The 11,988-nt window shown below is 57.7% G+C and carries 12 protein-coding genes; 1 reads left to right on the plus strand and 11 read right to left on the minus strand.

What is annotated here, in order from left to right; translation table 11 throughout:
• Positions 1 to 19: 19 nt before the first annotated feature.
• The 6 genes from radA to alr form a co-directional block, all read right to left on the minus strand.
• A complete protein-coding gene (gene radA / locus ACR0DY_RS00640; protein WP_480480631.1) occupies positions 20 to 1,381 on the minus strand; it encodes a DNA repair protein RadA in 1,362 nt (453 codons plus the stop codon).
• A 67-nt stretch (positions 1,382 to 1,448) separates the two neighbouring features.
• Positions 1,449 to 1,898, minus strand: coding sequence for a paraquat-inducible protein A (locus ACR0DY_RS00645; RefSeq protein ID WP_480545509.1), 450 nt, complete (start codon positions 1,896 to 1,898; stop codon positions 1,449 to 1,451).
• 77 nt (positions 1,899 to 1,975) lie between these two features.
• A complete protein-coding gene (locus tag ACR0DY_RS00650) occupies positions 1,976 to 2,458 on the minus strand; it encodes a cytochrome b (RefSeq protein WP_267364177.1) in 483 nt (160 codons plus the stop codon).
• Between the two features lie 98 nt (positions 2,459 to 2,556).
• Entirely contained in the window at positions 2,557 to 3,303 is a 747-nt protein-coding gene (locus ACR0DY_RS00655) for an ABC transporter ATP-binding protein (protein WP_480485443.1), read from the minus strand.
• Positions 3,300 to 4,082, minus strand: a complete 783-nt coding sequence (locus tag ACR0DY_RS00660; protein WP_480480639.1) for an MlaE family ABC transporter permease — start codon at positions 4,080 to 4,082, stop codon at positions 3,300 to 3,302. The genes ACR0DY_RS00655 and ACR0DY_RS00660 overlap by 4 nt, the downstream gene beginning before the upstream one ends.
• Positions 4,079 to 5,113, minus strand: coding sequence for an alanine racemase (alr, locus tag ACR0DY_RS00665; protein ID WP_480545511.1), 1,035 nt, complete (start codon positions 5,111 to 5,113; stop codon positions 4,079 to 4,081). Before alr ends, ACR0DY_RS00660 begins: the two co-directional genes overlap by 4 nt.
• A 240-nt stretch (positions 5,114 to 5,353) precedes the next feature.
• On the opposite strand from alr, the gene ACR0DY_RS00670 reads away from it, so the two are divergent.
• The gene (locus ACR0DY_RS00670) at positions 5,354 to 5,893 is read left to right on the plus strand and encodes a GNAT family N-acetyltransferase (RefSeq protein WP_480545513.1); all 540 of its coding nucleotides are present in this window, start codon (positions 5,354 to 5,356) and stop codon (positions 5,891 to 5,893) included.
• Between the two features lie 156 nt (positions 5,894 to 6,049).
• On the opposite strand, the gene ACR0DY_RS00675 is transcribed toward ACR0DY_RS00670, so the two are convergent.
• From ACR0DY_RS00675 to ACR0DY_RS00695, 5 genes are all read right to left on the minus strand, one after another.
• Positions 6,050 to 7,540, minus strand: a complete 1,491-nt coding sequence (locus tag ACR0DY_RS00675; RefSeq protein ID WP_480897793.1) for a replicative DNA helicase — start codon at positions 7,538 to 7,540, stop codon at positions 6,050 to 6,052.
• 259 nt (positions 7,541 to 7,799) lie between these two features.
• Complete coding sequence (locus ACR0DY_RS00680) at positions 7,800 to 8,477, minus strand: orotate phosphoribosyltransferase (RefSeq protein ID WP_480480645.1); 678 nt, start codon at positions 8,475 to 8,477, stop codon at positions 7,800 to 7,802.
• 148 nt (positions 8,478 to 8,625) lie between these two features.
• Positions 8,626 to 9,618 (minus strand): type II secretion system F family protein, encoded by a 993-nt coding sequence (locus ACR0DY_RS00685; RefSeq protein WP_480538002.1) that lies wholly within the window; start codon positions 9,616 to 9,618, stop codon positions 8,626 to 8,628.
• Between the two features lie 13 nt (positions 9,619 to 9,631).
• Positions 9,632 to 10,600, minus strand: a complete 969-nt coding sequence (locus ACR0DY_RS00690) for a type II secretion system F family protein (protein ID WP_480545515.1) — start codon at positions 10,598 to 10,600, stop codon at positions 9,632 to 9,634.
• Positions 10,597 to 11,985, minus strand: a complete 1,389-nt coding sequence (locus tag ACR0DY_RS00695) for a TadA family conjugal transfer-associated ATPase (protein ID WP_480480651.1) — start codon at positions 11,983 to 11,985, stop codon at positions 10,597 to 10,599. The genes ACR0DY_RS00690 and ACR0DY_RS00695 overlap by 4 nt, the downstream gene beginning before the upstream one ends.
• Positions 11,986 to 11,988: the final 3 nt, after the last annotated feature.

Here is an 11,988-nt window from a genome sequence, read left to right on the forward strand (position 1 = left end):
TGCCCCTCAAGGCGCGACTTTAACCTGCTCCGAAGGTTTCGCCAACAAACCCCACCAAATCTGAGGGTCGGGTGAGTGTCAGACCTGCCACAGTACCGGTTTTGCCACCTGCCGGAGCTATTGCCGCTGTGAAACCAAGTTTTTGTGCTTCTTTCAACCTGTTTTCTGTCTGCGGAGCCGGTCTAAGTGCCCCGGATAGCGAGATTTCCCCGAAAACGACGGTGTCTGAGGGCAGGGCCGTGTCTTCGCGTGCGCTCAGCAATGCAGCAGCAACGGCCAGATCGGCGGCGGGTTCACTGACTTTCAACCCGCCGGCCACGTTCAGATAGACGTCGAGACCGGCAAAGGGAATGCCGCAACGCGCTTCGAGCACGGCAAGGATCATCGCCAGCCGCCCGCTGTCCCAGCCCACCACTGTCCGGCGTGGTTGCGAATGGGGGGACGGGGCGACAAGGGCCTGCAATTCGACCAAAACGGGCCGTGTGCCCTCAATCCCGGCAAAGACCGCAGAGCCAGGGCTGGGCGTACCGCGTTCGGACAGGAACAAGGCCGAGGGGTTGGTGACCTGCGACAGCCCTTTGCCTGTCATCTCGAACACGCCAATTTCGTCGGCGGGACCAAAGCGGTTCTTGACCGCCCGCAGGATACGAAACTGGTGGCCGCGCTCGCCCTCGAAATACAGCACCGTATCGACCATGTGTTCGACAACACGGGGGCCTGCGATCTGGCCTTCCTTGGTGACGTGTCCGACCATGATGATCGACACGCCGTGCCGTTTCGCAAAGGCGGTCAGTTCATGAGCAGCCGCCCGGACTTGCGACACGGACCCCGGCGCGCTGTCGACATTGTCGGCCCACATGGTCTGGATCGAGTCGATGATCGCCAGACCGGGTTTCTCGGCTTCAAGCGTGGTAAGAATGTCGCGCAGGTTGGTTTCGGCAGCAAGTTGCACCGGCGCATTTTCCAGCCCAAGGCGGCGCGCCCGCATGCGAACCTGCGCACTGGCTTCTTCACCCGAGACATAGATTGTCTTGACGCCAGCACGGGCAAAGCGGGCGGCCGCTTGCAGCAGCAGGGTGGATTTACCGATGCCGGGGTCGCCGCCCACCAACAGGGCAGATGCGGGAACAAGCCCGCCACCAAGCACCCGGTCCAACTCTTCCACTCCGCAGAGTGTGCGGGGTGGCGGGGTTTCCTCGGTCGACAGGTCGGTGAGCGTCATCGACCGCCCGCGTTTCGAGCCCAGCGATTTCTTGGCTGGGCCTGCCGACAGAGGTACGTCCTGGATGATCGAGTTCCACTCGCCGCATCCGTCGCAGCGGCCCGACCAGCGGGAGTGGGATGCGCCGCAGGCGGAGCAGGAGAAGGTTGGTTTTGCCATGACGTCTTGGTGCCCGAGGACGGGCGGTTCTTCAAGCCCTTGCTGGGCTTTCCTCGTCGTCAGCGCCCTATGTCCGAGCGATGGATTTGCAGTGGCGTTCGGTGAGAATGCCCAAAGCGATGGAGGCAAGGATGCAGGCCGTGAACAGGTAGAGACCCCATGCGGTCTCAACAGTGGCGTAAGAGATGCCCTTGGCCAATGTGATGTAAAGCGCGATCAGGAAGATATCCGCCATCGCCAGCTTGCCTAGGATACTCAGCGCAGGCTGCACACGGGCATCTAGCAGGTTCCACTGTATCAGCGCGGTGCCAATGGTTTTGATGTAGGGCGCGAAGAGGGCAAAGATGGTGACGACCAGCGCAAGGAAGATGTCGGATTTCCAAAGCGACTGGAGGCCGGTGATGACGCTGATTTCGCTAAGGCCAAAGATCGGCAGGAACCCCGCGCGCATCAGCGGGGCGAACCACGCGACGGGGTAGAAAACCAAAAGTGACAGTGTTGCGAAACGCAATATCATGGCGGCCAACGCTATTAAGTGTGACCGCCTGACATTACGGTGTTGGATCGTGGGTTCAAGGATGCTTGTTCAAAAGCTTATCCTGCGCGCTTCATACGAGCCATCAGGTTGGTTTTGAGAATGAACTGATGGAACAAGGCAGCCAGAAAATGCAAGACAATCAGAACAAGCATTAGCGTTTTCAGGATCTCATGCACTTCGGCGGACGCTGCTATCCCACCAAACCAGGCCAAGGCACCTGAGGCGGGCACCAGCACCATCAACGCATAGAGTGAGAAGTGCGTGATATGTGCGGCGAGCTTCATCGCGGCTGTTTCTTTTTCCGGTAGCGGCGGCGCGCCGCGGGTCAGACGTAGTGCAATCCGCCAAATCGCGAGCGCAAGGACAAGCAATCCTCCGAATACATGAAGAGCAACTGGTGCTTGAAAAGAGACAGGCAATCCGCGTTCGAATTGATCCCAGGCTTCAGACATCGGCTCGTGAAAGAGAAATTGAATTGCGATCAGAACGAAAATGACCCAGTGAAGGGCGATTTGCGCGCGAGAATACGAAGTAGGCATGGGGAAGCTCCGACAAACTTTAACGTTGCGCTGGTTTAACGCAAAACTGTCAGATTTCCGTCGATGATTTTTGATTTATTTGTCCAGCATCACTGCTATCAACGCACCGCCTCAATCGGCCCCTCAGCGCTCCCGCTGATGAACTGCTCCACATAGGGATCACCTGAGGCATCCATCTGGCTGACCGGGCCGGTCCACTGGATCACCCCTCCGTGCAGCATGGCCACGTTGTCAGCAATCGCGCGGACGGAGCTCATGTCGTGGGTGATGGTCATCGCGGTGGCGCCCATCTCAGTTACGATCTCGCGGATCAGGTCGTTGATGACGCCGGACATGATCGGGTCGAGGCCGGTGGTGGGTTCGTCAAAAAAGATAATCTCAGGCTCGGCGGCGATGGCGCGGGCAAGGCCCACGCGTTTTTGCATCCCGCCTGACAGTTCTGCCGGAAAACGGTCGGCCACGTCGGATTTCAGGCCCACGCGGCGCAGTTTTTCGATGGCGATCTCGCGCGCTTCCTCGGTTGGACGTTTCAGCGAGCCGCGCAGCAGGCGGAAGGCGACGTTCTGCCAGACGGTCAGCGAGTCGAACAGCGCACCGCCCTGAAACAACATTCCAAACCTGGCCAGAAACGCATCCCTGTCACCGGATTGTGCATCTTTGCCGTCCACGTAGATCACGCCACTGTCAGGGTGGATCAAACCCAGAATGCACTTCAATGCCACCGACTTGCCGGTGCCCGAGCCGCCAATGATCACCATTGAGGTGCCTTTGGGAATCTCAAGGTTCATGCCTTGCAACACACGGTTGTCGCCAAAGGCTTTATGTACGTTCTCCATCCGGATCATAGCGAGAAGAACACCCCTGTGAGAACAAAGTTTGCGGCGAGGATCAACACAGCTGCGGCCTCGACCGACCCTTTGGTAGCGCGACCGACACCCTGTGCGCCGCGGCCCGAGTTCATGCCGTAATAGCAACCCATGATAGCCGCGATCACGCCAAAGGCCGCGCCTTTGACCAGAGACGATACAATGTCGCGCATCTCAAGGAAATCGACCGTGTTTTTCAGATACGCCGCCGGGTTGAAGCCCAGATTCTGCGTAGCGACAGTGTACCCGCCCGCAATCCCGATAACGTCACCTACGGCGACCAGTGCAGGCACGGTGATCAGCGCGGCCAGCACACGTGGAGCAGTAAGGTATTTCATCGGATGGGTCGACAGCGTGACCAGAGCGTCGATTTGTTCGGTCACTTTCATCGTGGCGATCTCGGCCGCGATGGACGACGTCACGCGCGCGGCGATCATCAGGCCGACCAGAACCGGGCCAAGTTCGCGCACCATGCCGATGGCGACGATCTGGGGCACGACAGCCTCGGCGTTAAACCGTGCACCGCCTGCATAGATTTGTAAGGCCAGCGCGCCGCCGGTGAAAATGGCGGTCAGGCCGACGACGGGCAGAGACAGCCAGCCGATATTCAGCAGGGCCATCCCGAATTCACGCGGATAGAAGGGTGGGCGCAGGATATGCGACGCTGCATCGAGCGCGAACAGGGCCACCCGGCCAAAAGCCGCAAGCAGGCCCAGCACGGTACGGCCCAGCCCCCCCAGCGCGCTGATTGGGTTCATTCCACGTAGCCCCGCGAATAGCGATTGCCCATTGATGTCAGGATTTCATAGCCAATTGTACCAGCGGCCTCGGCCAGATCATCAACGGTTTGGTGACCGTTGAGAATGCGCAGACGCTCCGGGTCTTTCGGCAGGTCTGTGACGTCCACGGTGATCAGATCCATCGAGATTCGTCCAACAACCGGGCAGGGTTGGTCGCCCGCAAATGTGTCGATGCCGCCGCCAATAGCGCGATGCAGGCCATCTGCATAGCCGGCAGCAACGGTGGCGATCCGGGACGGCCGGCGCGCCACCCAGGTGTTTCCATAACCCACGGTCTCGCCCACGGCCAACTTGCGCACCTGAATGACAGGAAGGTCGACGGTTACAACGGGTTTTGCACCGGCAAAGGGCATGCCGCCGTAAAGGCCGATGCCCGGGCGGCAGAAATCAAAATGAAACTCAGGCCCCAAAAGCATCCCGCCCGTCGCCGCCAGAGAACGCGGCGCGGCGACCCCATCAGTCATGTCGCGGAAGGTTTTCAGTTGTTGCTGGTTCATCGGGTGGTCCGGCTCGTCCGAGCAGGCCAGATGAGACATGATGAACGCCGGGTTCAAGGCTTCGGCCTTGGAACGCAACTCAGCCCAGTCAGCAGGTTCAAGACCAAGCCTGTTCATGCCACTGTCCAGTTGGATACCAAACGGGTGGTCGGGCAGGGCCTCTGTGTGGCGTTGAAACTGTTCCGGCGAGTTGATCAGTGGTATCAGGTCGTTGCCGCGCAGCAGGTCGGCATCGCCTTCCATATGTCCCGAAAAAACGAAAATCACCGGGCCGGGGCCAACTGCCTCGCGAACGGTTGCGCCTTCTTCTGCGGCGGCCACGAAAAACTTGCGAACACCTTCTTCTGCCAACGTGTCGCTGACAGGTCCTGCGCCCAGCCCATAGGCATCTGCCTTGACCACGGCGCCGGTTTCGACCCCGGTTTTCGCGTCGAGTGCCCGCCAGTTTCTGGCGAGGGCCTGAAGATTGATCGTCAAACGTGCAGTACTCATGGGACTGTTCATGACATTGCGCCGTCCAAGGTCAAGAGGGAAAGGGCTTTTTCCGCGACAGATTGCGCCCACCAAGCGACAGATACGGCGGAAAACACCCAAAAAAGCAGACATTTTGGCGACTTACTGCTGTATTAAGCCGTTTTCGGGATTGTCTTCACATAGGTGTTAAAGTGATGTTGAGAACAAGATCGTCCCATCGCTGCAATAAACGGTGCTGCGGCATATCCCGAGGAAATCATGGATTTTTATACCGATCAAACGCCAGATCCGTCCGAAACAGCCCGGTTTTTCGCAGAAGTATTTTCGGCGTCGGAAGGCCCGGACGAGGGGGCGATTATCGAAGCTTTCGTGCAAGAGATGATCGATACCACCCCACCACAGGACCTGATGGTGTGCACCGCGCGACGCGATCAGGTGCTGCTTGGCTGCGCCATCTTTTCCCGAATGCTGTTTCCACAGGATGCGCGCCGGGTATTTATCCTGTCGCCTATGGCTGTCCGAACAGACAGGCAAAAAGCCGGGGTTGGACAGGCTTTGATTGCCTATGGTCTGGATTGCCTGCGGGCATCAGGCGTGAACGTGGCACTCACCTATGGTGATCCCGCTTACTATCGAAAAACAGGTTTTGAGCAGATTTCTGAGGCCACTGCACAACCGCCGCTAAAGCTGAGCCATCCGCATGGCTGGCTGGGGCAGTCGCTGGATGGTCAGGCGCTTGCGCCACTCAGCGGCCCGTCGCTATGTGTTTCCGCGTTGAACAATCCGGCGCTTTGGTGAGTGCAAGGTTCAAACTGTCAGTGAATAGGCGGGCGGACCCCACTCTCGGTTCGCGCACCAGATCCTGAATCGCGCGAAAGGTTCACAGAACCTTTTTTGCTTTGTCACCAATCACAGAAAGTCAGGAAAACCCAAGTAAGGCTGTCCTTTTCGCGATCAATAACCTTCGATTTCACCACCCTGCTGCCAAGGTTTGACAAGATTACCGAACCGGGTGAATTGCGCCTCGAACGATAGCTCGACCGTGCCGATTGGACCGTGGCGCTGTTTGCCAACGATAATCTCGGCCTTGCCGTGCAGGCGTTCCATGGCCTGTTTCCATTCTTCCATCTTCTCAAGCTCGTGATCGCCGGGTTTTTCACGTTCTTTGTAGTATTCCTCGCGGAACACGAACATCACAACATCGGCGTCCTGTTCGATCGAGCCTGATTCACGCAGATCAGAAAGTTGCGGACGTTTGTCGTCGCGGTTTTCGACCTGGCGGGAAAGCTGCGACAGGGCAATCACCGGAATGTTCAGTTCTTTGGCGATTGCTTTCATGCCCATTGAAATCTCGGCAATCTCGTTAACCCGGTTGTCGGACATGCCGCGGCACAGTTGCAGATAGTCGATCACCAGCAGGTCCAGCCCATGTGTGCGTTTCAACCGTCGCGCGCGTGCGGCAAGCTGAGAAATCGGAAGGGCGGGCGTGTCGTCGATAAAAAGCGGGCAGGCTTCAAGTTCTTTGGCCGCATCAACGAAACGGCGGAATTCGGCCTCGGTCATGTCGCCCTGACGGATCTTGTGGCTAGAGATTTCGGACGCCTCGGCCAGAACGCGCCCGGCCAGCTGTTCAGCGCTCAGCCCAAGTGAGAAAAATCCGACGACCCCGCCGTCAATTGCGCCTTCGGAACCATCCGGTTTCAAACCGCGTTTGTATGCTTTGGCCACGTTGAAGGCCACGTTGGTCGCCAGCGAGGTTTTCCCCATCGACGGACGACCTGCGAGAATGATCAGGTCCGAGGGGTGAAGACCACCCAGTTGTTTGTCGAGATCGACCAGACCGGTCGAGATCCCAGCCATGCCGCCACCGCGTTGGTAGGCTTCGTTGGTGACATTGACGGCTTCTGTGACCGCCTTGAGGAAGGACTGAAACCCCTGTTCGGTCTGGCCCTGCTCGGAAAGCTGATAAAGCTGTTGTTCGGCCTCGACGATTTGTTCTTTCGGTTCGCTGGCTACATCGACCCGCGCGGCCTTGTCGGAGATGTCGCGGCCCAAGCGGATCAACTCGCGCCGGATGGCGAGGTCATAGATCATCTGGGCGTAGTCATGTACCGCAAAGGCACTAATCGACGCGCCGGCAAGCTTGACCAGATAAGCTGGCCCGCCCAGTTCCTTCAGGCCCTCATCCTCGGCCATGAAGGATTTCAGCGTCACAGGCGAGGCCAGCGCGTTCTTTGCAATGCGTGCGGCGGCGACCTCATAGATGCGGGCATGAACCGGGTCATAGAAATGCTCGGACCCAATGATCGAAGCGACCCGGTCGTAAAGGTCGTTATTCGTCAGAATTGCACCCAGAAGCTGCTGTTCAGCCTCAATGGAATGCGGCATGGTTTCGGCGTTCTGAATATGCGCCGCTGCCTGCTCGATACTGCTGATCTCGTTCATCATGTCCCCGCTGCCCGTTCCGAGGTTCTACACGCCACACCCCGGTTCAAGCTATCTGCAAATGAATGGGGGTAAGTTGGTATAACTGCCCCCCGCCTTGGGATAACTGCCCACCCCAATGGGGATAACTTAGCCCTAGTTTTACACGGGCGCAGCGTTACCGCAACATTTGGTGTGTTGGCTGGATATCTTGACTAGATAGGCGCGCTTTGATGCGATTCGAAAATCAACTATCCCCAAGCCATCCACAGGCTGAAAATCACGATTTTCGCGCGTCCTGCCAGCCTCGCGGATCGTTCAGAAACGCCTCGACCCCGTCAAGTGTTTCCTGATCAAAGGCTTTTTGCGCCTTGGCCTCGGCCAGAACATCCCACCACGTGCAAAGGTGATGCAGCTTTACACCATGGTCGCCCAGCGTCTTCTCGGTTTCGGGGAAGATGCCGTAGTAGAAGATCACAGCCGTATGCCCGCAGGTGGCACCAGTTTCGCGAATTGCATCGACGAAGGACAGTTTCGAACCGCCATCGGTGGTCAGGTCCTCGACCAGCAGCACACGTTCACTTTCGCTCATTGCGCCTTCAATACGGGCGTTGCGCCCGTACCCTTTGGGTTTTTTGCGCACGTAGGTCATCGGCAATGCCATACGTTCGGCCACCATCGCGGCAAAGGGGATGCCCGCAGTTTCGCCGCCCGCAATGTTGTCAAAGGCTTCAAAACCTGCGTCCCGCATCACCGTAACGGTCAGAAAATCCATCAGCGTGGAACGAATTCGCGGGTAGGAGATCAGCTTGCGGCAATCGATATAGGTCGGGCTGGGAAGGCCACTTGCCAGCGTGAACGGCTCGCGCGCGTTGAAGTGGACGGCCTTGATCTCCAGCAGCATCCGGGCCGTCAGGCGAGCGATTTCAGTGCTATCGGGAAAAGAACTGGGGATCATGGCGGGACCTCGGCGATGAAATGATGTTTCGGGCTGATAGCCCGACCCTTGGCCCGGAGTCGAGAGCTGTTGGAACAAAAGAAAAGCGGACCCCCCTAAGGTCCGCTGTTTCCGGGTAGTCAGCTATGCGAACACCATTGTCGCTGCGTTACCCTTGCCCGAACATGTTGACCCACCGGATCAGCATTGGTGCCAGACAAATCAGCAACAGGACAGGCATCATGCACATGGCCATCACAGCAGACATCTGCACAGGCAGACGGTTTGCCTTTTCCTGGGCGCGAAGCTCTCGGTCAAGCCGCATGTCAGTGGCGAAGCGGCGTAACGATGCGGATATGCTGGTGCCGTACTGGTTGGATTGCAAAAAGGCGTTCGCGAACGAGTTCATCTCGTCGATACCGACCCGGTTCGCCATGTCCAGAAAGGCGGCCTGACGTTCTTTGCCTGCTTGCAACTCCAGTTGAAGAACCGAAAACTCCTGCGAGATTTCCGGAGCTGCCTTGGCCATTTCATGCGAGACCCGGATCATCGCCGCGTCAAAGCCCAGCCCGGCCTCGATAGCGACTTGCAACAGGTCGAGCGCGTTCGGCAGGCTGTGTTCGATGGCCTGGCGGCGTTTCTTTATGCGGCGCCGCAACCACAGTGCCGGGCCATAAAAGCCCAGGACCATCAGTGCCGTCACGATCTGCATTGTGTTTATCCAGGTAACACCCTGCAAAAGGTCGGCGATCCCTAACTGAACTTGCGTTTCGATCGGCAATGCCATGGTTGCGACGAACGCGGCAGGCAACACAAATCCTAGGACGACCCGAAAGGTATAATAGGTGCGAATGGCGTGCTTTTGCCGAATCCCGGCCTGTTTCAACAGCTTCCCGATCCTGGAGCGTTCGCGTTTTGACGACGGGACGAAGGCCTTCAGCAGCCCGTGCGGGTCGCTATTGTCACCCTGGATAAGGTCAAAATCCTGCCCATGCCCTTGTGAAACCGACCCAACGCGCATACGGCGTGCTGCCGTGTTTTCACTTGCCGTAAATCCGGAAAGGCCCATGACGACAAAGAAAACACTAAGGGCAATTCCGACCAACAGGATCAACTGCGGTGTGATGCGCGGATCGTTTAGAATGTCCTGAAATATATCCATATCCCAATTCCCCTTAGAATCTGAATTTAACCAGCCGCTTCAGGATGAAACCCTGGGCAATTGTCAGGCCAATGATCACCTGGGCGAAATACGGAAACAGCGGATCGCTGCGTACGTCGCCGTAAAATGTTGGGGAGGAGACCTCGATCGAAAGATAAATGATGACCGGCAAAATCGTGAGGATAAGGCTGCTCAGGCGACCTTCGGCGGAAATTGCCTTGATCTTCTTTTGCATCGTGTGCCGGTCCCGGATGGTCTGGGACAGAATGCTTAGAACGCGGGACAGGTTGCCGCCAGTTCCATGCTGAATGCCGATACTTACAGCAAGGTATTTTGCATCCTCTGTTCCGACGCGGTGCGCAAAGTCGTGAAAGGCGGTCGCGACGTCATCACCATAGTTGATCTGGTCTTTGATGATGCCAAACTCTGACCCGATCGGATCCGGCAGATCAGAGGCAACGTTTCCAACCGTCACTGCAACGGGATGCCCCACCTTCAGCCCCCGGGCCATCAGGTCTAACGCGTCTGGCAGTTGTTTCGTCAGTTTCTTCGCGCGGGCGTCTTTCATGGCGACCAGCACGATAACCGGGCCGATGAGGCCGAACACAGCGCTCAGAATGACTGCCAGTTCCGGTGCAAGGAACCGGGAGGCCCCGAAAAAGATCATCAAAACCAGAAGGGAGACGGCGAGAACCACCCAAACCGGGTTGACCGCCAAACCGGCTTGCACAATCAGACGACGAAACCGCGTAATCAGCCCGGCTTTTTCACCAGCAGCCAGCATTGCGGGATCGCGAAGCAGCTGCAACACCTGATCCGTCGAAGCCCCGTTCTGGATCAGTTTCATGCGGCGGTTTCTGGCTTCGCCATGCGTTTCCTTGCGCGCCAGAAGCTGGTGAACGCCTTCGTAGGCAAGCAGAATACCCAGAAAAATCGAAATATAGATCAGGATGTTCAGTATGTTGGGCTGAAGGTCAATCATGATGTCGTCACCCCATGAATAAACATGTTGGTGTCCACATCGACACCCGCCGCCACCAGCTGGTCGAAGCATTTTGGCCGTATTCCGGTTGGCAGGAACTCTCCCAGAACGTCGCCGTTTTCAGACTTGCCACGGCGCTTGAAGACAAAGATGTCCTGCATCGTGATCGTATCGTCTTCCATGCCCGTGATTTCGGAAATACTGACGACCCTGCGTGTCCCGTCGCTCAGACGGCTGAGTTGCAGGACGATCTGAATGGCCGAGGCGATTTGAGACCGGATGGTTCTGACGGGCAGGTCCGCCCCCAGCATCGTCACCATCTGTTCGACCCGGCTGAGCGCATCGCGGGCCGAATTCGCATGTACGGTCGTCATGGAGCCGTCATGCCCCGTATTCATGGCCTGAAGCATGTCAAAGCATTCGGCACCACGGACCTCGCCGACAATAATGCGGTCAGGCCGCATCCTGAGCGCGTTGCGCACCAGATCCCGCTGCGTAATCACCCCTTGACCTTCCGAGTTGGGGGGACGGGTTTCCAAGCGGACGACATGGCTTTGCTGCAACTGAAGTTCGGCCGCATCTTCGATTGTCACGATACGCTGCTTGCCGTCGATATAGGATGAAACGGCGTTCAGCATTGTTGTCTTGCCCGAACCGGTGCCGCCAGAAATCAGAATGTTCAGCCTGGCTTCGACCAGCGCGGCCAGAAGCTTGGCTGCCTGTTCGTTCATGCTGTCCCGCTGGACCAACTTGTCGATGGTCAGAGGATTGCGCGAGAATTTGCGGATCGACAGCGCCGGCCCATCAACTGAACACGGGCGGATAATCGCGTTGACCCGGCTTCCGTCTTCCAGACGCGCATCGACCCATGGCTGGGATTCATCAATACGGCGGCCGACCCGGCTGACGATCTTGTCAATGATCCGAAGCAGATGGCGTTCGTCGCGAAAGCGCACGGAGGATTGCTCCAGCAGGCCAAATCGTTCCACATAGACCTGATCATAAGAGTTGACGAGAATGTCGTTGATGGTCGGGTCTTCCAAAAGGGGTTCCAGCGGGCCCAGACCCATCACTTCGTGAATGAGCTCATCAACAAGGGCCGTAAATGCCTCGGACCGTAAATGAAGGCGTTCGGCCTCGATCAGCCCTGTGACCAGCGCGGCGATCTGACGTTTCAGTTCGGACCGTTCGACCTTGTCGATCACTGACAGGTTCAGACGGTCGAGAAGCTCACTGTGCAGGCGGCTTTTAAGCTCTAGATGTGCTTGCAGGTCAACGTCCACCGGCTCTGGTGTTGCTTTGGACTTTGGCACCTCGATCGGCCGTTCCAGAACCAACACGTTCGACTTGGACGCGGCCCGGCGTGATTTGTACTCGTTAAACACGGC

This window comes from Ruegeria sp. O6 (assembly GCF_056535045.1).

What these genes read in the sequence shown, in the direction of transcription:
- ACR0DY_RS00650 (WP_267364177.1), bottom strand. Translation starts at nt 2,458, where the DNA reads ATGCCTACTTCGTATTCTCGCGCGCAAATCGCCCTTCACTGGGTCATT.
- ACR0DY_RS00645 (WP_480545509.1), bottom strand. Translation starts at nt 1,898, where the DNA reads ATGATATTGCGTTTCGCAACACTGTCACTTTTGGTTTTCTACCCCGTC.
- radA (WP_480480631.1), bottom strand. Translation starts at nt 1,381, where the DNA reads ATGGCAAAACCAACCTTCTCCTGCTCCGCCTGCGGCGCATCCCACTCC.
- ACR0DY_RS00670 (WP_480545513.1), top strand. Translation starts at nt 5,354, where the DNA reads ATGGATTTTTATACCGATCAAACGCCAGATCCGTCCGAAACAGCCCGG.
- ACR0DY_RS00660 (WP_480480639.1), bottom strand. Translation starts at nt 4,082, where the DNA reads ATGAACCCAATCAGCGCGCTGGGGGGGCTGGGCCGTACCGTGCTGGGC.
- ACR0DY_RS00685 (WP_480538002.1), bottom strand. Translation starts at nt 9,618, where the DNA reads ATGGATATATTTCAGGACATTCTAAACGATCCGCGCATCACACCGCAG.
- ACR0DY_RS00690 (WP_480545515.1), bottom strand. Translation starts at nt 10,600, where the DNA reads ATGATTGACCTTCAGCCCAACATACTGAACATCCTGATCTATATTTCG.
- ACR0DY_RS00655 (WP_480485443.1), bottom strand. Translation starts at nt 3,303, where the DNA reads ATGATCCGGATGGAGAACGTACATAAAGCCTTTGGCGACAACCGTGTG.
- alr (WP_480545511.1), bottom strand. Translation starts at nt 5,113, where the DNA reads ATGAGTACTGCACGTTTGACGATCAATCTTCAGGCCCTCGCCAGAAAC.
- ACR0DY_RS00675 (WP_480897793.1), bottom strand. Translation starts at nt 7,540, where the DNA reads ATGAACGAGATCAGCAGTATCGAGCAGGCAGCGGCGCATATTCAGAAC.
- ACR0DY_RS00680 (WP_480480645.1), bottom strand. Translation starts at nt 8,477, where the DNA reads ATGATCCCCAGTTCTTTTCCCGATAGCACTGAAATCGCTCGCCTGACG.